We start from the raw sequence: 19457 nt of genomic DNA, 5'->3' as shown, positions 1-19457 counted from the left end.
CGATGCCGCGTTTTCCCCCGTCGCGACGAACTATGGGGAAGATAGCGACTTACGATTGAGCAGTTCCGTATTCGCTATTGGACTTCGCTCGCGGAACTGGTTTAGGTGGGAAGCGAGTTGTTGCTCGGATGTCCGGCGGTCACATGCCCTCCTCGACGAATGTGGTCGACTCGCGCCGTGACCGGCATGACAGTCGGTCCTGAGCGCATCCGTAGAAACCGCCGGACGAAGTGATGAGGACCGTCATCCCGAACCCTGTGGGGTGTGAAGTGAAGGAACGAGATGCCCGAGTTGTTGGACGTGGACATGGTCGGTCCAGACGAGTTTCGCGGCCTGTGCTGTGAGGGTTCGCCCGGTCGGGCATTCGGTGGGCACATCGCTGCACAGGCATTGGCTGCGGTGCAGCGCACGATCCGGGAGGACCGGTCGGTGCACTCTCTGCACGGCTACTTCCCGAGCCGTGGCTGCCCGGACCGTGAGGTCCGATACGTCGTGCAGCGACTCAAGGACGGGAACTCCTACGATCTTCGTGCGGTCACTGCCTGGCAGGGGTCGGGTGCCATCTTCACGATGACCGCATCGTTCAAAGTTCCCGAGAGCGATTCGTCCCGGCACACGGTGATGCCGGACGTGCCCGCGCCGGAGCTGCTCGAAGAGCTCGGAGGCGAGTGGGATCGAACATGGGCAAACCTGGACAGGACTTCACCGGTCGGACGGGCCGTCGAGATACGACCCGTTCGTGCGAAACCCCATCAGGGGGGCGAACCCGGCGAGTCCCGTCGCTCGTTGTGGATCCGTTTCGCGGGGCATCTGCCCGCTTCTCCCGCCCGCCACGATTGCGCGCTCACCTTCTTGTCGGACCTGGCGCTCGCCCGGACAGCGGTAGTCGGCCATTCCCCGTCGACCGCGCAGGACCCGTCGACCGTCTTCACCACGTCGCTCGATCACTCGATCTGGTTTCACCAGCAGTGTCACGCCGACCGGTGGATGCTCTACACCCAGCGCAGTCGGGTCTCCGGGGACGGGCGCGGACATACCTTCGGCGAAATCTGGAGCCGACGGGGAGAATTGATCGCAACAACCACACAGGAGGTGGTCCTCCGCTCGCTACGTGAATCGACACCGGTTCCCGCCGGGCCGGGCTGAGCGAGTCCAGTTCGGCAGACGTGACGGCTTCCCGCCCCGCTGCGGACCCGGGGGCAGTGTGTCGGTTCGGCGGTTCCGACGGCGTGTGCGCGGTCCGAGAGTATTGCCACGACCGCAAGTGCGAATGTCGATACGCCCAAGCAAATACATCCGGCAGTGGAAGCGACCTGCACCGCTCGCCGGGATCATATGGGTGACCGGTGCGGCGACCACCACGATTGAACCTCGACGATCGCGGATGCTACGCCATATTTGAACGGTGTTTCCCGGTATGTCGGGATATCTGCCACCCTCGCCGCGCCGAGACGGACACGGACATCTCCGAAACCAACGCACTCAGGTCGCCCGCTGAGGGCACCGTCTGGTGGAGGGAATTCGGGCGCATGCACATCGTGATCCCGGCCGGTCCTCTTGCGCAGAAGTGCCAGTCGCGCGTGACATGGTGACGTCCCCTAGCAGTTCGCTTGCGGCTGTGACGCTTTGCGGCGCACGTATCACCGACCGGCACCACGGTGTGCATCTGCGGCGATCCGATTACGAGGGTGCAATGTCGGCGGTACGTCCTGCGCGTGCCGAACATGCGAGGTATGTCACGGAAAGGCTGGAGGCGAAAAACGATCCCGTGAGGTGGTGAGCCGGCCACGCCCTCTTGGTCCGCCTCCTCACCTCGCCTCTCGATCGAGACAACAGCAGCAGCGCGTCCGGATCACATCGCCGATTCACCTCCGCCCGATGGTCGGGACCGATGGGTATTTCCTATGGGTTGTGTCGAAATCCGCTCTTGGACAGCCACCCCCGAAGACGGTTGCATCGACCTCGGCGCGGATTCCCCGCGCCGACGTCGAGGAAGGACGCACATCGATGACACCGTCGTTGGAGGGACTTACCTGCCTGGTGACCGGTGGGGGCCGAGGTATTGGGCGCGCCGGTGCGCTCTCGTTGGCACGTGCCGGTGCCGCCGTTGCCGTGGCTGCCCGCACGGCCGACCAGGTCGAATCCGTGGCCCGAGCGATTCGGAACGAGGGCGGTCGCGCGATCGCGATATCGGCCGACGTCACTGTTGCCGACCAGGTGGCCGCGATGGTTGCCCGTACCGTCGACGAATTCGGTGGCCTGCACGTGCTGCTCTGCAACGCGGGCGGTGGCCTGACCTCGGGCCGGCTGGTCGACAGCGCACCGGACGACTGGGAACGGACCATCGCCCTGAACCTCACCAGTGTCTTCCATTGCGCACAGGCTGCACTACCGCAGATGGCCGCTCAAGGAATGGGCAAGATCATCGTCATCGGATCGGGTACCGGTCACGTCGCCGGTGCCGGTGGATCGGCGTACGCCGCTGCAAAAGCAGGGGTCGCACATCTGGTGCGGGTCCTGGCCAAGGAGGTGTGGCGCCACGGCGTCGACGTCAACGAGATCGTACCGGGGCCGGTCGCGACTGATTTGACCCGGGACGATTTTCGCCTTGGCGAGGTTCCTGCGTTGTCCAAGACGGAGCGGGTGAAGCACCCGGACGAGGTGGCCGAATTGATTGTCTGGCTCGCTGGCCGGCCCGTCGAGGGGCCGACCGGCCAGACATTCAGCCTCGCGCGTAGGCCGCTGTGACAGGGCGGGACGTGGAAAGCGCTCCCGATCACATCGATCGGCCCAGCCTATCCGTCACATCACCGAGACAGTCTTGCTCGTCTCGACTGTCCGAGGTCTGATTCATAGGGCAGTAAGCTCTCGGCGCTCTCGAGCGTCGGCGGTCGGCCCGCCGCCGGACCGGTTGGAGATCGGATCGCCGCGCCACCGCATTCCCCGAAACACCACCGATCATTGGAGAACGAAGTATGGACTTTTCGTTGACAGTCGAAGAGCGCGACATCCAGATGTGGGTTCGCACCTTCGTCGACCGTGAGATCAAGCCGCTGGAGGAGCAAGCACTACGCAACGAACGCGCAGGCCAGGTCGGTGTCGAGCCCGACACCATCCGGTCCCTGCAGCTCAAGGCCCGAGAAGCCGGATTCTGGGGCGTGCAGACACCGGAGGAGCTCGGCGGCATGGGCCTGAGCGCGGTGATGGCAGCGGTGATCGAGATGGAACTGGGGCGCAGCTTCATCCGATTCAGGTTCGGCGGCAGCGCCGACAACATTCTGTACGGATGCAACGACGATCAGCGTGCGCGGTACCTGCTTCCCACCATCGAAGGCGATCGGATCTCGTGCTTCGCGCTTACGGAACCGGGAGCGGGATCCGATGCGACGGCGATCCGCACATCAGCTCGCCGGGACGGCGACGACTGGGTGATCAATGGTGAGAAGGTGTTTATCACGCAGGGCAACGAGGCCGATTTCGCGATGGTCTTCGCGGTCACCGACCGGGACCGCGGTGCAAACGGCGGCATCACCTGCTTCCTGGTCGACCGGGACATGGGATGGAAGTCCGAGCCCATTCACACTATGGGCCAGTGGGGTCCGGCCTCCCTGGTGTTCGAGGATGTCCGCGTCCCTGCCAAAAATGTCCTCGGGCAACCGGGTTTCGGATTCGCTCTGGCGATGGAGTGGATCGGAAAGGCCCGATGGGGAGTACCGGCGCGGGCGATCGGCGCCTGCGATCGGCTGATCCAGATGGGTGTGGACTACGCCAACACAAGGCAGACCTTCGGAAAGCCGATCGGTGAGCGGCAGGCGATCCAGTGGATGCTCGCCGATTCGGCGGTGGAGGTCGATGCGGCCCGGCTGCTGACGCTGCGTGCAGCGTGGGTCGGCGATCAGGGCGGGGATGCACGGCATGCCAATTCACAGGCCAAGCTCTACGGAGCCACCATTGCAAACGAGGTCGTCGACCGCATTCTGCAAATTCACGGCGGCATGGGCTACACCCGCGAGTTGCCGATCGAGCGGTGGTACCGGGAACTGCGTCTGGCCCGGATCTACGACGGCACCGACGAGATCCAGCGCAAGACGATCGCACGGAACCTTCTTCGTGGGCACGTGATCATGGGCGAGCTTGACTGAACGGTATGACGACCCCCGGACCCCCGCTACGCGGACGAATCGAACACATTCCGCGGGCCGCGCTCGAGGACGGCGCACCCGCAAACCCTGCGCGAAGGGGAAGCGCGATCTTCCCCGGTGAGGAGTTGGCATGATCGCGGCACCCGTCTACGAGCTGTCCTTCGACGATTACCTCGACCGGATCCGCCGGTTCACCGACGAGGAGCTGATCATCCGCGAGGCGGAGATGGTGTCCAAGGGCGAGGTGCCGCCGGACCTCGTTGAGAAGATGGCGTCGCTCGGACTGTTCGGGATCACCCTGCCCAGACGCTGGGAGGGCCTGGAATGGTCGGTCGAGCAGCAGGTGCTGCTCACGTTCGAGTTCACCCGGGCATCGTGCGTGTACCGGTCGCGGTTCTCGACCACCATCGGACTGTCGTCACAAATCTTGCTCGACTATGGCACCGACGCGCAACGTGAACTCTATCTGCCGCCGATGGCACGGGGCGAATGCGTCACTGCGTTCGCACTCACTGAGCGGGGTGCAGGCTCGGACGCCGCAGCGATATGCACGACCGCCGTGCGCGAGGGCGACCATTTCGTCATCAATGGCAGCAAGCGGTACATCACCAACGGCGCATGGGCCGATCTGCTGGTGGTTTTCGCCCGCACCGGCGGTGCCGGCGCTGAGGGGGTGTCCGCTTTCCTGGTGCGGGCGGACACGCCCGGAGTCAGCGCGAGCCTGCCCGATCGGATGAATGGGCATGCCGAGGCGCCGGTCGCCGAGCTGCGGTTCGACCAGGTGGTCGTGCCGGCCACCGCGTTGATCGGCGGGCTCGAGGGGGCGGGTCTGCGGTTGGCGATGCGCGGGATCAACCATGCCCGGATCCACGTCGCCGCGACTGCGGTCGGGCAGGCGACGCGGATCCTGGACGAGGCGGCACGCCATGCTGCTACCCGAACCCAGTTCGGTCGCCCTATCGGCGAATTCGGCAGCATCGAGGCGATGCTCGGATCGAGCTACGCGGAGTTGGAGGCCGGCCGAGCTCTCGTACTCGACTGCGCCCGTCAGTTTCACGGACAGTCCATTCCCCGGCACCGCATCGCGGCCGCCAAGTATTTCTGCACGGAGATGGCCAGCCGGGTGGCCGACCGGGCGGTGCAGATCCTGGGCGGCGAGGGGATCGTCGGAGACAGTCCGGTGCCCCGGATGTGGCGCGACGTCCGGGCACTCCGGATCTATGAGGGAGCATCCCAAATTCACGAGCGCAACCTGGGCCGCCATGTCCGCGCCGCGGCGGGCACCGACACCGAACGGAAACTGTGATGGAATTCCACACGATTCGACTCGAGATCGCAGATGGCATCGCCGTCATCACCTTGCATCGCCCGGACAAACTCAACGCCTTCACCCGGCAAATGAGCGCCGAGATCGTCGCGGCCTTCGCCAGGACAGACGCCGATGACGGCGTCAAGGTCGTCATCGTCACCGGCTCGGGCCGTGCGTTCTGTGCCGGTGCCGACCTCTCCGGCGGCGGTGCACGATTCGACTACGGCGATTTCGGGGACGACGTCCCACGTGACGGCGGCGGCGTAGCTACCCTGCGAATTTTCGACTCCGTGAAGCCGGTGATCGCCGCGATCAACGGCGCCGCGGTGGGCGTCGGTACCACGATCACGCTGCCAATGGACATTCGACTGGCATCTGAGGACGCGCGATTTGCGATGCCTTTCACCCGCCGGGGTGTCATCCCGGAGAGCTGCTCGAGCTGGTTCCTGCCGCGCTTGGTCGGGGTACAGCGCTCACTCGAGTGGTTGTACACCGGACGGATGTTCTCGGCAGGGGAGGCACTGGAGGCGGGGCTGGTCTCGGCGGTCCACCCGAGAGATCGGCTGCTCGATGAGGCGCGCGCAATCGCCGCCGAGATCATCGACAACACCGCCCCGGTGTCGGTTGCGCTGACGCGGCAGCTGATCTGGCGGATGCTCGGAGCCGCACACCCGATGGAGGCACACATTGCCGAATCGCGGGGCATGGCCGTGCAGGGCGGGAGCAGCGACGCCCACGAGGGCATCACCTCATTTCTCGAGAAGCGGCCGGCCAAGTTCGTGCGGACGGTCGAAGCCGACCTGCCCGCCATCTTCCCGCATTGGCGCGAGCCGGAGTTCAGGTGAATAAGGCCGGACAAGGTCGACCGGAGCGGTCCCAAAGCAGCCTCCGGACCAACACAGAGAGCGGGAATAGCCATGCTGAGCACTAGATTCACCGACCTGTTCGGAATCGAACACCCGATTGTGCAGGGCGGGATGCAGTGGGTGGGACGAGCCGAACTCGTGGCTGCCACTGCGAACGCGGGTGCACTGGCGTTTCTCACGGCATTGACGCAGCCGACCCCGGAGGCGTTGGCCGCGGAAATCGCCCGCTGCCGGGAGATGACCGATCGTCCCTTCGGGGTCAATCTCACCATTCTCCCAGCGATCACTCCGCCCCCGTACGCAGAGTACCGGCAGGTGATCATCGAATCCGGGGTACGCATCGTCGAGACGGCGGGCAACAACCCGGCCGAGCACATGCCAGCGTTCAAGGCGGCCGGAGTCAAGGTGCTCCACAAGTGCACGAGTGTGCGACACGCTCTCAAGGCGGAGGCATTGGGTGTCGACGCGCTGAGCATCGACGGCTTCGAATGCGCGGGCCATCCCGGCGAGGACGACGTTCCGGGTCTGATCCTGATCCCGGCCGCGGCCCGAGCGCTGCGGATCCCGTTCATCGCGTCGGGTGGGTTCGCGGACGGGCGTGGGCTCGTTGCCGCCCTCGCCCTGGGCGCGGACGGTATCAATATGGGCACCCGTTTCATGTGCACGGTCGAGTCGCCGGTGCATGAGCGGGTCAAGCAGTGGGTGGTCGACGCCTCCGAGCTCGACACCGAACTGATCTTTCGGCCGCTGCGCAACACCTCGCGGGTGGCAGGCAATGCAGTCAGCCGACGGGTTGTCCAAATCCTGGCAGAGGGAGGGAATTTCGACGACGTACGCGAGCTCGTGGCAGGAGCGCGAGGGCGACTGGTGCACGAAGAGGGCGATCTCGATCTCGGTATCTGGGCGAGCGGCCTGTCCCAGGGCCTGATCCACGACATTCCCACGGTTGTGGAGATGGTCACGCGGATCGTTTGCGAGGCGGAGGAACTCGTTCGCGGTCGCCTGGCTCGACTGTGTGTCAACCCGGTCGGTGCGCACGCCAGCTTCTGATCGGCGTCAGCCCCCACCAGGTTCGTCCCGGGTGGTGAGGTCCCGGATCTTCAAGTGAGACGGGTGTATCGTGAGCGCTGAATGAGCGAGGTCTCCGGTCAAGGGGTTTGACGGCGAAGAAAACCCTGAAGACCTTCGGGCGTCGTGCCCAGCGTTGCGGTGACGGGCCGGACGGACCTGACCGACTCGCAGTGGGCGGTACTCGAAGCACTGCTCCCCACCCCCGGCCAGGTCCGGATGGCCCTGCGTGGACGGAACACCCAGCTCATCGACGGTATCCGCTGGCGTACCCGCATCGCGCACTCTGGCGCGAAGTCACCGACCCGGTACGGACCCCTGGCAGAGGCGTGGACGGACTGTTCCGTCGCTGACAACCGGCCGCCAGGGTGCGGGCACAGATTTGACCGCGTTGCACGCGTTGGCCGACGCCGCGGGCCGGATCGTGTGAGACGTCGGCGTCGACTCGACCATCGTGCGGGCCCACCGGCACGCTACCGGTGCCTGCCGATTGCTGCAGCTCGCATCACGCGGCGGGATCGACGCGAGCCCGACGTCGTCGCCCTGGGGGGTTCTCCCGGCGGGTGGACCACCAAGCTGCACCTCGGCGGTGGGCAGAACCGGCGGCCCGCCGGCGGTGTTGCTCACCCCGGGTCAGGACGGCGGCAGTCCGCAGTTCACCGCGGTGTTCGAGCGGCTCTTCGGTACCGCGCCCTGGTCGTGGCCAGGTGCGTACCCGGTCGGTGCGGGCTGGCGGACGAGGGCGTACAGTTCCCGCGCCAATCGCGTCCAACTGCTCGAGGCGGCATCCGAGCGACGATCACGATCCCGTCCGATCAACTCGCACACCGCCGCACACGAGGCAAATGACCGTCGGCCCTCGACCATCGGATATGCCAGCAGCGGCACGCGGTCGAGTGGCATCAGCCGACTCGAGCCGCACCGGGCGGTGGCCATCCGCTTCGACAAGCTCGCCGTGTGTCGTCTGACCACCGTCCACGTCGCCACCATCAACTAGCGGCTCTGAACGAGCCGATATGGGGCGCGGCATAACGCCGCCGTGCTCCCGCCCCCGGAGGTGGGCCGGCCGCAGTAGCAGTGCTCCAGGCTGCACAACTGTTGACGTCGGTCGCACGTGGTGTTCGGTCCCCGGGCCTGAGCCATCGGCCAAGCGACGCGGCCGGATGGTCAGTCGCTGCTCCGGTCGCGGAAGTGCTCAACCGCCATCTCGAAAAACGCGGCGGCCGAAGGCGATAGGTGACCGGCCCGGCGCACCAGACCGTAGGGGAGGAGGATGGGTGGGTCGAGGTCGCGCACCACGGCGCCGGTGCGTACTGCCTGGTTCACCTGTCCCTCGGGACTGAACGCCATGCCTATGCCGCGCAGGACGAGTGAGCAATGCGTTGACCTGTGCGCCGTGACGACTCCGAGCCGCGTGTGCAATCCGGCGCGGCGAAGGGCCTTCTCGACCGCATCCCTGCCCTGCGCGCCGAAAGGAGCCGCCGTGGTCGGAAGATCGGGTAGCTGCCCGATCGGTAAGGGGTCAGGCAAGGCGGTGCCGATTCCGGGGGGCATCACCAGCTTCATCCGCTCGACGCCGAGCTGGACAAGCTCGAGCCGCCCCCGAACTGCCTCGCTGTGGATGTCCGCTTCGTCTTGGAACGGTAGAAAGCCCAACTCGCTCCTGCCTTCCCGGACCTGGTGCAGGATGTCGGACTCCATCGCTGGCGTCTCGATACTGATGAACACGTCGGGGTGACGGCGACGGAACGCTCCGACGGCCGGAAGAATGAACTCGAGTGGGCTGCCCATTGCGGCGATGTCGAGGCGACCGGTGCGTATCCCTGCGACCTCTGCGACCGACGCGCGCGCCGTCGCCACGTCCCGGATCAACTGGCGCGCTGGACCGATGAGTGCCTCACCGGCCGCCGTCAGAACGACTCCGTGACCGACCCGGTGAAATAGCGGAGTCTTGAGTTCACGTTCGAGCGCGCGGATGGTCTGCGACAGTGAGGGCTGCGAAATGTGGAGTGCGGTTGCGGCGCGTACGAGGCCGCCGTGCTCGACGACCGCGAGAAATTGGGCCAGCTGCCTGAACTCCACCGCGCCTCCCGGGCACCTGATGACGTCGCAATCGATTCACTGCATTCTGCCTGTTCCGACAATGATCGGGAGCGGGGGCTCGTCGATGGGTCAAAGCGAACTACCCCGGTGCGCCTGCGATATCGTCGGAGCATGGATGCCCGGCAGCTACGCTATTTCCTCAGCGTAGTAGATCACGGCGGCATGACTCGAGCCGCGGAGGCGCTGTACATCGCCCAGCCGTCGTTGTCGCAGGCGATCCGGGCCCTCGAACGGGAACTGGACGTCGAACTTTTCCATCGACTCGGCCGCGGGCTCGAGTTGTCGGCCGCCGGCAGGGCGCTGGTCGGTCCCGCCCGGCAGGTCCTCGGTGGAGTTCTGGAGACGTCGGACGCGGTGCGGCGCATCCAGCAGTTGGAAGAAGGGCGGCTCGATGTCGCCGTGACCAGCGACCTCGCCGTCGAACCCCTGGCCGACTTTATCCGCGTCTTCCGTGACCTCCACCCCGGGGTGTGGATCAATGTGCTGCGAGCGTCCGATTCCGACGAAGCCGTGGAACTGGTCAAACGGGCGACCTGCGAGATCGCGTTGTGCTCCCTGCCCGTGCGCGTCGCCACCGGAACGCAGGCCCTCCCGTTGGGGCAGCACATGTTGGTCCTCGCGGTGCCGCCCGGGCATCGGCTGGCCTGCCACGATTTAGTCCCGTTGTCGGAACTCGAGGAGGTCGATCTGGTCGCGGGGCCACTCGGGGACGTTGTTCGAGATTTGCTCGAGGAAGCCTGCCGGACCGCCCACGTGCAGGCGCGAGTGGCGGTCGAAATAGGGATGTTGCCCGTCCACCCGCGTCTGGTCGCCAGCGGTGCGGGCGCCGCGATCCTGCCGCCGGCCCAGGCTCGGGAAGCGGCCGATCTCGGCGCTCACCTGTGCCGCATCGACCCCCCGATGGTCCAAAAATTTGGTTTCGTCCACAGGAACGACAGCCTCGACGCGGCTTCACAAGCCTTCATGATGATCGCGCGACGGTTCGTTGGGCAATCGTAGCCGCACCGCCTGCCTTGGTGGCTGTCGACGACAGGAAGTTTCAAGGATTCTGCGCAGACTGTCGATGGCAGGTGAAGGCTCGTTCTGGCCCCATTTTCCTTGACCACCTACCGGTCGGCGCGTCACTGTGGAAAGACGCCAGGTGTGCACCACGCGGACGGCGGCCACCCTCGTCGAGGATGCCGGCAGGCCTCCGGGCTGTGCCGGGTGGTCTCGGCCGTGACCGGACGCGGTATCGGCATCGGCCGGGGCGCGCGGAACCGACGATCGGGAGGGGCATCGCGATCGGAGGTGAACGCATGCACAAAATGACGAAAAATATTAGCAGTCAGGGTATGTCAGTTTCGGTGGGGATGTTCCCGACGGGCACGCGCGTGCTCCTGGTGGTGGATCCCGTCGAGTGCGACTTCCCACCGAACGAGCGCAGTACCGATATCCCTGAGCGCCCCGCAGGGAGGGAAGGTCCGGCGCAAGGCGCGGATCGACGCGTTGTCCCGCCGGATCGTGGACTGGGGGGCCGGCTCACCCCAGGTCTCATCGCTGGTTCTCGATGCGCCACCGATCGCCACCGCGGCCGCACGCCGACCCACCACGGCGTTCGGGCACACCCGACGATCGCCTCTGCACCCTGTGAGCATGGCTCACGGGCTGTGCACCGGATCGGAGTTTCGTCGGGCCCCGGGACCCGTTCACCCCTCGTACCGGCTGATTCTCGGCAGGCACCCGGGGCGGCCGAGCCTAGTACCGGCGGGCCGCGTAGAACGGCATCGAGTCCAGTGGTGCCTGTTTCACCGACTGCCCGGCGGTGGGGGCGTGGACGACCGTGCCGTTCCCGGCGTAGAGCCCGACATGCTGCGCTCCGTTGAACAGCACGAGATCGCCGGGCTGCAGGTGTGCCCGATCCACCGGTTGTCCCCCGTCGAGCTGGTCGTAGGTGGTGCGCGGCACGACGACGCCGACCTGCTGGTACGCCCACTGGACCAGACCCGAGCAATCGAACGCATCCGGCCCCGCCGCAGCCCAGACGTACGGTGCGCCGATCTTCGACTCGGCCGCGGCGAGCGCCCGCGCACCGTGGGTCGACGGCGACGGCGGCAGTGAGGGTGCCGTGTCGGGGAGGGGCGCAGGGTGGGGAACCGGGAGGGGTGCAGGGGTAGGCGCCGGAGGAAGCGCCGGCGTGTGGGGGAGGTCGAACGTTCCGATCCCGGGAATCGTGATCGGCTCCGCTGCGGCAGGAGACGCCGGAAGCAGGCATGCTGCCACCGTCACACCCCCGGCGATCAGCAGTCCTGTGGTCGAGACCTGCTGGCGGTTGCCCCGACGCACTCTGTGCTTGGCCATGAAATGGAGTCCTTCGTGTCATACGGTGTCCGGGGGATCCAGGTGCCGCTCGGACGGAACACTCCATAACATTCCGGTCACGAACGAGGCGGACAACGGCCGATCGGCCCATACACCTACCTGGTTCGGTGATGCGGGTAGATCACAAACGGGCCTCCCTTCCGGCACCGGCGGCCGGGTCACCCACGCGGAGGTGTGTCGCCGCCCCGGAACTCGTCACGCCGGAATCGGTCGGTGAGTCGGCGGGCGCGGGTCCCACTCCGGTCCCGAAACCTGATGCTATGCGGGGCATCCCGGTGTCTTCTGGGGGCGTACCGCACCGGGTGCCCGGGCCGGGACCATGGACCGGATGAAGTGGCCGATCTCGGCGATGGCCCGCCGGGATTCGGGCAGCAGATCGGCCGCGGCCTGGAACACGTGCACCTGGCGGTCCCAGATCTGCAGCTCGCAGTAGCTGCCGGCCTCGGTGAGCCGGTGGGCCATGGTTTCGGCGTCCGGCAGCAGCAGCTCGTCCGACCCCACCTGGATCAGCGTCGGGGGCATGCCGCGCAGATCGTGCTCGATCGGGCACAGCCGGGCCCGGGTGTAGGGGCTGGTCGCCCGGTGGGCTTCGAGGCGTCGGGCGAGTCGGGACAGTTCCGCCGCGGCGGTGGCGGGCAGGAGGGCGCACCGGTCCGCGTTGGGGTGTGCCAGTTTGCGGGCCGGATCCAACTCGGTCAGTGGGGAGAGCGCCACAACGGCTGCGGGGGCGGGCAGGCCCTCGTCACGGAGCCGCAGCGGCACCATGAACGACAGGTACCCGCCGGCGGAGTCGCCGGCGATCACGATCTGCTCGGGCCGGTAGCCGGTGGCCAGGAGCAGCCGGTACCCGTCGATGCTGTCGTCGATGGCGTCGTCGATCGTATGGGTGGGCAGCATCCGGTAGTCGACCATCAGCACCGGTGCCTGTGCCTCGGCGGAGATGCGCGAGACGAGGCGCCGGTGCGTGCGCAGGCCACAGCACAGAAACGCGCCGCCGTGCAGGTAGAGGACGACGCGGTCGGCACCGACGTCGCGGGCCTGGACCCAGAGCGCGCCGCAGTGCGGGAGCGTCGCGGGTCGGCACCGGGTGCCCTCGATCGGCGGCAGCAGGTTTCCGACGGATTCGATCAGGTTGGTCGGCCACGGCAGCCCGGACGCGCGCGCCCACAGTGAGAGCACAGGGCGCAGGGTCAGCTGGAGCGATCGCGCCAGCAGTTGCGCCTGCACGCTGGCTCCGGGGAAGTGCCGCCCACGCACCTGGGTGGGGCGAAGGGGGACTCCTGGCCCGTGCGGTGCGGCGCATCCGTCGAGATCGCCGGGTTCCGACGGTGGGGTGGTCGTCACGATGGTCCTCACATCAGTTCGTTCTTGCGCCCCCGGACGGGTCGGGCACGCGTGGGCCGGGGGACTATGCACGCTGCCGAGGTGGAGTCCGAGTCGGCGTGCACATATCTCCTGAGGCGTCGGCACACCGGCGGTGCCGACGTCGGGGTCTGGACACGGTGCCGGTCCGGGGGGCGCACGCACCGACAAAGACTGCCGGGGCGATCGCGGCAGCTGCCCGATCGGCGCCCAGCGAGACCGGACGTACTGTTTCGGAGCATGGCGGTCTCGCCGGCCGGTGGGTCCGCTCGCGGCGTGGGCGTGCTGCAGACCGCTCGACCGCCGGAAGCGCTCATGCATACCGGGCAGCGGCCCGGACGGAGCCGTCGTGTGCAGCAGTTCGGTCCAGTGCGTTCCACGCGGTCCGGTAGCGCTTGTCGGTCATCTCGTCCGCGTCCGCGAGCAGGGCGTCCAACAGGGAGGAGGGATTGTTCTGCCAGCAGCGCACCGCCTCGGCGACGGCGCGGTTGGTGAACAGACCCGAGCGGGCCAGCGCAACCCGCCACTCGTCGAAGACGCCGCGATGGATCTGTTCGACGGTGTCGTAGTCGAATCCCTCGGCGACGAAATCGCGGGAGAACGCCGCCGTGACATAGTCCCCCCAGCCGGACGATTCTGCCGTCATCGGTGCGGGCCCCTTTCGTGCAGTCCACGCGACGGGTCCATTTCCGAAGGGCGACGACGAACGGTGTCGGCGCCACCAGGGAACCCGGCCTGCGCAGTGTGTGTCAGGGCGTATCGTTGCCCGCCGTGGGGCCCGAGGGCATCGGCCGAACGACCCGGAGGGATACCTGTTTCTCGCCGACGGAACTCTCGACCGGGGTGGGCGGCGGATCGTTCGCCCGCCCGAGGCCGGTTGGGTGCGCCCGCGGACCCGGAGGGAGCAGACAGGTGACACCGCCATCGACGGCCTGGGGGCGACAGCTGTCCCTGCCCCCCGTTCATCACCATGGGCGGTCGCGATGAGGTGGGTGCTCCCGGCATTCCGCGGTGTGCACGTGCCGAAACCTCTCGAGGACCACCGGTTTCGGCTCGACGCCAGGCTTGCGCCACGCGGACGGCGGCCACCCTCGTCGAGGATGCCGGCAGGCCTCCGGGCGGTGCCCGGTGGTCTCGGCCGTGACCGGACACGGTATCGGCATCGGCCGGGGCGAGCAGACCTGACCGACGCGCAGTGGTCGTGGTTGGCCCGCTGCTGCCCCGGGGGAGAAGGCGGGCCGCCCGCCGAAATGGACGAAACGCCAGCCCATCGACGGCATCCGGTGGCGGACCCGCACGGGTACCCCCTGGCGGGACGTCCCGGCCCGGTACGGACCGTGGCAGACGGTGTACGGGGCTGTTCCGGCGCGGGCAGCGCGGCGGAGTGTGGGCACAGATCCTGACGGCGTTGCAGGCACTCGCCGACGCTGCCGGCGCGATCGTGTGGGACGTCGGCGTCGACTCGACCATCGCGCGGGCGCACCAGCATGCGGCCGGGGCCCGCGGGGACGGCGATCAGCAGATCGAGAGCCACCCGGCGGGGTGGTGACCGAACCGGAGGATCACGCGTGGGGACGGTCGCGTGGTGGGTGGCCCACCAAGACCCATCTGGCCTGCGAGCAGGGCAGCAAACCGTTGTCGAGCGTGGTCACCGCCGGTCAGCGGGGGCAGTTCGCAGTTCACCGCGGTTCTCGACGGGATCGGTGTGCCGCGGACCGGCCGCGGTCGGCCGCGTACCCGGCCGGATCGTGTGCTGGCCGACAAGGCATACAGCAGCACCGGAAATCGCGCCTACCTGCGTAAACGCGGTATCCGCGCGACCATTCCGGTCAAGTCCGATCAGGCTGCCCACCGGACGCGGAAGGGGTCGTCCGGTGGACGTCCGCCGGAGTTCGACACCGAGCACTACAAGCAGCGTCATGCTGTCGAGTGCGGTATCAACAAGCTCGAGCGGAACCGCTCGGTGGCAACCAGATTCGACAAACTTGCGGTCCGCTATACCGCCACCGTCCGAATCGCCGCCATCAATCAGTGGCTCCGGCCCGACCGCTGATGAAACACACCCTAGCGCTCTTCGTCGCCGGGCACGGCGTCTTCCCGTGCCTGGGACGGGAAGACCGAGTGCAGCGGATTGACCCCGCCCATCGCCCCGTGCCCGGGCACGCCGTGTTCGTAGGCGGATTCGGCGTGCAGGGCCAGGTCGATACCGGACGCCTCGTCCTCCTTGCTGACCCGGAAGCCGAAGGTGCGGTCGATCAGCTTGCCGAGGCCGAAGGTCACGCCGAAGGCGTAGAGCCCCACCACCAGTACCGCGAGGACCTGCTTGCCGAGCTGCGCGAAGCCGCCGCCGTACAGCAATCCTTCCGGACCGTCGGTCATCACGGCGGTCGCGAGCACGCCGACGAGAACGGTGCCGACGATGCCGCCCATCAGGTGCACGCCGACGACGTCGAGCGAATCGTCGTAGCCCAGGCGGAACTTCCAGCCCACGGCGTACGAACAGACGATGCCGGCCACCGCGCCGACGACGAGCGCACCGAGAACATCGACGGTGCCGCACGCGGGGGTGATCGCCACCAGGCCGGCGACCACGCCCGAGGCGGCGCCGAACGTGGTGGGGTGCCCGTCGCGGCGCTGTTCGACGAACAGCCACCCGAGCATGCCGGTGCACCCGGCGACGAGCGTGTTGAGGAAGACCGCGGCGGCCTTGCCGTCGGCGGCCAGGGCGGAGCCGGCGTTGAATCCGAACCAGCCGAACCACAGCAGGCCCACGCCGAGCAGGACGATCGGGAGGTTGTGCGGCCGCATGGACTCGGAACGGAATCCCAGCCTTGGTCCGAGCACCAGTGCCAGGGCCAGACCGGACGCTCCGGAGACGGTTTCGACGACGAGTCCACCCGCGTAGTCGAGCACGCCGAGCCGTGCGATCCAGCCGTCGGGTCCCCAGACCCAGTGGGCGACAGGGACATACACGAGCAGTGCCCAGACAGGCACGAACAGCATCCAGGCGGAGAACTTGGCCCGGTCGGCGATCGCCCCGCTGACGAGGGCGGCGGTGATGATCGCGAAGGTCAATTGGAAGGTGGCGAACAGGAGTTCCGGTACCTGGCCGTGGACGGTGTCGGGCCCGATACCGCTCATCCCCAGGTGTGCGAATCCGCCGAGCACTCCGCCGCCGAGATCGTCGTCGAAGCTGAGCGTGTAGCCCGCGACGAGCCACGTGACCGTGACGAGCGGGATCGACACGAAGCTCATCATGATCATGTTGAGGACGCCGGTGGAGCGGACCATCCCGCCGTAGAACAGGGCGAGACCCGGGGTCATCAGCAGGACGAGGGCGGTGCTCGCCAGCAGCCACGCGGTGGCCCCGGCGTCGATCGTGGGTGACACGGCAGATTCTCCTCACGCGCACGGTTCTCGGTGCGCCGGGTATCCACGATGTGCCGGTCCGGTTTCTGCCACGCGGCGCGGGTGTTGCGAGCGAGTTACGGAAACGGTCATTTCGGACAAGTGGCCGCGAGGGTCTCCCGGTAGCCGCGCACGGGCGGTGCCGCGGAGCGGTGTTCGCGAGGTTCGCCCGCTACGGGACCGACGAGGTCGGCGGCCGGGGGCTCAGGTCTTCTTGCGGGGCGATCGGCGTCGTTTCGGGGCCGGCTCGGACTCCGGGATGTCTGCCGGACGGCCGGTCAGCGCCTCCACGACGGCGGCGAGATCCTCCGAAGACAGCTCGGGGGTCTCCTGCGGGGTGCGGCCCGCGGTGGCGGAGCGTGCCCTCGTTGCTGCGGTGTCGTCCATCGGTGTCCCTCTCGTCGCTCGGCGGCGTTCCCCGGATGACCGCCACGCTCACCGCACGCGCCATCCACCCGGCCAGCATGCCGGAAAGGTCCCGTTTTCGCAGCGGATGACGGCCGACACGCCCGGCGCGGATTCGGCCCGTGCAGCGCAGCGGCCTCCCGTGCCCCGGAACGGGGCGACGGGAGGCCGCTGCGCGTGTGGTGACTGGTCGGCGAGATTACCGGTGGTGGACCGTGCGGCGGCCGGTGACAGCCTTGACCAGGAACAGCAGGATCACCGCACCGAGGAGGCAGGTGAGGAAGCTGAAGATCAGGCCGCCGCCCGCCACATCGACACCGAAGAGCTTGAGCAGGAAGCCGCCGAGCAGACCGCCGATGACACCCACGACGATGTTCAGCAGGATGCCCTGTTGCTCGTCGGTCTTCATGATCTTGCTACCGATCCAGCCGGCGAGGCCGCCGATGATGATCCACCCGATGATTCCGAGTCCGAGCACGCTCCACTTCCCTTCGTTCGGGAATCTCGTCGATCCCCTCCGGTCTTCACCCGCCGTCGCCGGCGTGGTCACGACTTCGGTTACCCCGTAGGGCGAGGGACTACACCTCGGCGGAAAATTGTTCTCGTTCTGCGCCTTCCGCCGAGGTCCGTCAGCTGCAGTCCCGGCAGCGTGTCGTGCCGTCGTCGGACGGCGCGAGCCTGCTGTGGTGGTGGACCAGGAAACAGCTGTCGCAGACGAACTCGTCGTTCCGCCGGGGGACGACCGGGGCGGTGAGCTCCTCGCCGGACAGGTCGGCGCCGGGGAGTTCGAAGAACTCGGCGATGTCGCCGTCGTCCGGCTCCACGGTCTCGCTCACCGCCGGAAGCGTCGGGGCGGTCAGCTCGTCCGTGTCGAGCTCTTTACGGGTGTCGTAGTCGAGTGTCATGACCCTCCTCAGTCCTGGTCGCCGCCCGGCGACGGCACCAGCCGCGCGGTGCGATGTCTTCTTCGTGTCACCTTCCCGGCGGGTGCCGGTGAGGGCGACGCCGGGCCGTGATCGCCCTCCTGTACCCGGACCGGGGAGATACCAAACCACTGTGCCGGAACCGGTGGGCGATCCAGGCCGGCCGCCCGACCGGACGGGTGGTCTCGACGCGCGCGGGCCCCGGCTATCCGGTGTTCGGGATGGGCCCGACGGATGCGCCCGATGTTCCGAATTCCTCGATCACGTCCCACAATTCGTCGTCGGGGCCGACGTCGTAGGTGCAGGAGTCCGGCCGGGGATCGGGGACGAAGGCCCAGATGAGCGCCCCGGCGGTGCCGGCCGCCTTCTGTCCCTCGATTTTCGTCGCGATGTGCTCGGCGCGGTCGGCCGTGGCCCCGCACCAGCCCGCCGGCTCGCCGATCTCGGCCACCAGCAGCGGCTTGTCGATCTGCTGGGCCTGGGCGATGCGGCGCGCCAGGCCGTTCCACTGGTCGCCGGGCAACGGGATCCCGTCGGCGCCGTAGTCGTGGTACTGGACGACGTCCACGAAGGGGGACGACCCGACCAGCGCGTACTCGTCGCCCTGCGTGCCGCACTGCCCGCCGCCGGTGAGCCCCGCGGTGATCAGGGTGCGGGGATCGATCGCGCGGACCTGCGCCCCCGCCGTGTCGAAGAACCCGCGCAGGACGGCGGCCGCGTCCGGCGGGCACTGCCGCAGCCACCACGAGCACGCCGCGTCGGTGCACATGCTGGTCTCGGGTTCGCCGACGAGTTCCCATGCAGCCAGCGCCGGGGAGTCCTTCCACCGCGTCACCGCCGTCGTCACCCAGTCCCGGAAACTCAGCACGGCACGCTCGTGATCGACCGGCTCCGTCCATCCGTCGACATACCACTGCCGGTCCTTGAACGCCTCGTCCTCGCACGCGCCGTCCTGGGCGGCAAGGACCGGGATCACGAGTTGACCGTGGGCCTCCGCCGCGGCGAACACGGCGTCGAGCGGGCCGAAGTCGAGTTCGCCGGTGAACCGGTCGACGGCCAGGGCCTGGAAGGCGTTGAAGCGGGTGAGCGAATGCGGTGGCAGCGCGCCGAAGTACGCATCCAGATCGACCATGGCGCCGCAGCCCCAGTTCACCGCCCAGTTCGTGCCCAGCTGGTAGGCGTTGAAGCCGGTGGGCCACCAGGGCTGCCCGTCGAGCCGCAGCGCCGTGCCGTCGGCGGTGACCCGCGCGCCCGGATCCGGATCGGCGGCGGCGGTGCCGGCCGTGCCGATCGTCGCCGCGGCGACGATCGAGAGACCCACCGCCCACGCCTTTGCCGTGCTCCCCGATCCCATGGAGGAACTGTACTGGCGCGGAGCCGGATCGGCTGCGCATGCGAACCGCGCGACACCGCCGAGTTAGCACTCAGGCTCGGTGAGTGCTAATCTGTGCTGCGTAGCAGCCGGGCCGACGAGTGAGGTTGATCCAGGAGTAGATGCCGTGTCCCGTAT

At 67.8% G+C, this 19457-nt stretch carries 17 protein-coding genes and 1 pseudogene; 9 read left to right on the top strand and 9 right to left on the bottom strand.

Annotated features, from left to right (window positions below; translation table 11 throughout):
• Nucleotides 1-282: 282 nt before the first annotated feature.
• The 7 genes from A4U64_RS22500 to A4U64_RS28910 all read left to right on the top strand — a co-directional run bounded on the left by A4U64_RS22500 (nucleotide 283) and on the right by A4U64_RS28910 (nucleotide 8382).
• The gene (locus A4U64_RS22500) at nucleotides 283-1146 is read left to right on the top strand and encodes an acyl-CoA thioesterase (protein ID WP_050034447.1); all 864 of its coding nucleotides are present in this window, start codon (nucleotides 283-285) and stop codon (nucleotides 1144-1146) included.
• Between the two features lie 861 nt (nucleotides 1147-2007).
• Nucleotides 2008-2748 (top strand): SDR family NAD(P)-dependent oxidoreductase, encoded by a 741-nt coding sequence (locus A4U64_RS22495; protein WP_065923143.1) that lies wholly within the window; start codon nucleotides 2008-2010, stop codon nucleotides 2746-2748.
• 239 nt (nucleotides 2749-2987) lie between these two features.
• The gene (locus A4U64_RS22490; protein WP_231772094.1) at nucleotides 2988-4142 is read left to right on the top strand and encodes an acyl-CoA dehydrogenase family protein; all 1155 of its coding nucleotides are present in this window, start codon (nucleotides 2988-2990) and stop codon (nucleotides 4140-4142) included.
• A gap of 130 nt (nucleotides 4143-4272) precedes the next feature.
• Nucleotides 4273-5448, top strand: coding sequence for an acyl-CoA dehydrogenase family protein (locus tag A4U64_RS22485; protein ID WP_050034450.1), 1176 nt, complete (start codon nucleotides 4273-4275; stop codon nucleotides 5446-5448).
• Entirely contained in the window at nucleotides 5448-6296 is an 849-nt protein-coding gene (locus tag A4U64_RS22480; protein WP_065923142.1) for a crotonase/enoyl-CoA hydratase family protein, read from the top strand. Before A4U64_RS22485 ends, A4U64_RS22480 begins: the two co-directional genes overlap by 1 nt.
• A gap of 72 nt (nucleotides 6297-6368) precedes the next feature.
• Nucleotides 6369-7367 (top strand): NAD(P)H-dependent flavin oxidoreductase, encoded by a 999-nt coding sequence (locus A4U64_RS22475; protein WP_065923141.1) that lies wholly within the window; start codon nucleotides 6369-6371, stop codon nucleotides 7365-7367.
• Between the two features lie 607 nt (nucleotides 7368-7974).
• Nucleotides 7975-8382: a hypothetical protein gene (locus tag A4U64_RS28910; protein WP_232334127.1), complete on the top strand. Its 408-nt coding sequence runs from the start codon at nucleotides 7975-7977 to the stop codon at nucleotides 8380-8382.
• Nucleotides 8383-8552: 170 nt separating this feature from the next.
• On the opposite strand, the gene A4U64_RS22465 is transcribed toward A4U64_RS28910, so the two are convergent.
• The gene (locus A4U64_RS22465; RefSeq protein ID WP_050034452.1) at nucleotides 8553-9467 is read right to left on the bottom strand and encodes a LysR family transcriptional regulator; all 915 of its coding nucleotides are present in this window, start codon (nucleotides 9465-9467) and stop codon (nucleotides 8553-8555) included.
• A gap of 132 nt (nucleotides 9468-9599) precedes the next feature.
• On the opposite strand from A4U64_RS22465, the gene A4U64_RS22460 reads away from it, so the two are divergent.
• Nucleotides 9600-10487, top strand: a complete 888-nt coding sequence (locus tag A4U64_RS22460; protein ID WP_065923140.1) for a LysR family transcriptional regulator — start codon at nucleotides 9600-9602, stop codon at nucleotides 10485-10487.
• 738 nt (nucleotides 10488-11225) lie between these two features.
• Here A4U64_RS22460 and A4U64_RS22455 read toward each other — a convergent pair.
• The 3 genes from A4U64_RS22455 to A4U64_RS22445 all read right to left on the bottom strand — a co-directional run bounded on the left by A4U64_RS22455 (nucleotide 11226) and on the right by A4U64_RS22445 (nucleotide 13857).
• On the bottom strand, nucleotides 11226-11828 hold the full coding sequence (locus tag A4U64_RS22455; protein ID WP_006943110.1) for a C40 family peptidase: 603 nt from the start codon (nucleotides 11826-11828) through the stop codon (nucleotides 11226-11228).
• 279 nt (nucleotides 11829-12107) lie between these two features.
• Complete coding sequence (locus A4U64_RS22450; protein ID WP_029547111.1) at nucleotides 12108-13193, bottom strand: alpha/beta hydrolase; 1086 nt, start codon at nucleotides 13191-13193, stop codon at nucleotides 12108-12110.
• Between the two features lie 331 nt (nucleotides 13194-13524).
• Nucleotides 13525-13857, bottom strand: coding sequence for a hypothetical protein (locus A4U64_RS22445; protein WP_006943112.1), 333 nt, complete (start codon nucleotides 13855-13857; stop codon nucleotides 13525-13527).
• Between the two features lie 475 nt (nucleotides 13858-14332).
• Between A4U64_RS22445 and A4U64_RS27880 the strand changes: the two are divergent.
• Nucleotides 14333-15264: pseudogene (locus A4U64_RS27880) on the top strand (IS5 family transposase).
• A gap of 11 nt (nucleotides 15265-15275) precedes the next feature.
• Here A4U64_RS27880 and A4U64_RS22430 read toward each other — a convergent pair.
• From A4U64_RS22430 to A4U64_RS22410, 5 genes are all read right to left on the bottom strand, one after another.
• Nucleotides 15276-16601 (bottom strand): ammonium transporter, encoded by a 1326-nt coding sequence (locus A4U64_RS22430; protein WP_050034456.1) that lies wholly within the window; start codon nucleotides 16599-16601, stop codon nucleotides 15276-15278.
• Nucleotides 16602-16823: 222 nt separating this feature from the next.
• The gene (locus A4U64_RS22425; RefSeq protein ID WP_029547113.1) at nucleotides 16824-17006 is read right to left on the bottom strand and encodes a hypothetical protein; all 183 of its coding nucleotides are present in this window, start codon (nucleotides 17004-17006) and stop codon (nucleotides 16824-16826) included.
• A gap of 217 nt (nucleotides 17007-17223) precedes the next feature.
• Complete coding sequence (locus A4U64_RS22420) at nucleotides 17224-17502, bottom strand: GlsB/YeaQ/YmgE family stress response membrane protein (RefSeq protein WP_006943117.1); 279 nt, start codon at nucleotides 17500-17502, stop codon at nucleotides 17224-17226.
• Nucleotides 17503-17653: 151 nt separating this feature from the next.
• Entirely contained in the window at nucleotides 17654-17929 is a 276-nt protein-coding gene (locus A4U64_RS22415; protein WP_006943118.1) for a DUF4193 family protein, read from the bottom strand.
• A 223-nt stretch (nucleotides 17930-18152) separates the two neighbouring features.
• Nucleotides 18153-19301 carry a beta-mannosidase gene (locus A4U64_RS22410; protein WP_065923138.1) on the bottom strand — a complete coding sequence of 383 codons (1149 nt, stop codon included), beginning with the start codon at nucleotides 19299-19301 and terminating at the stop codon, nucleotides 18153-18155.
• Nucleotides 19302-19457: the final 156 nt, after the last annotated feature.

Source organism: Rhodococcus sp. WB1 (genome assembly GCF_001700945.1).
Taxonomy (GTDB): Bacteria; Actinomycetota; Actinomycetes; order Mycobacteriales; family Mycobacteriaceae; genus Rhodococcus; species Rhodococcus aetherivorans.
The sequence above is the reverse complement of the archived record's forward strand: the minus strand, read 5'-3'. Positions and strand labels throughout refer to the sequence as shown.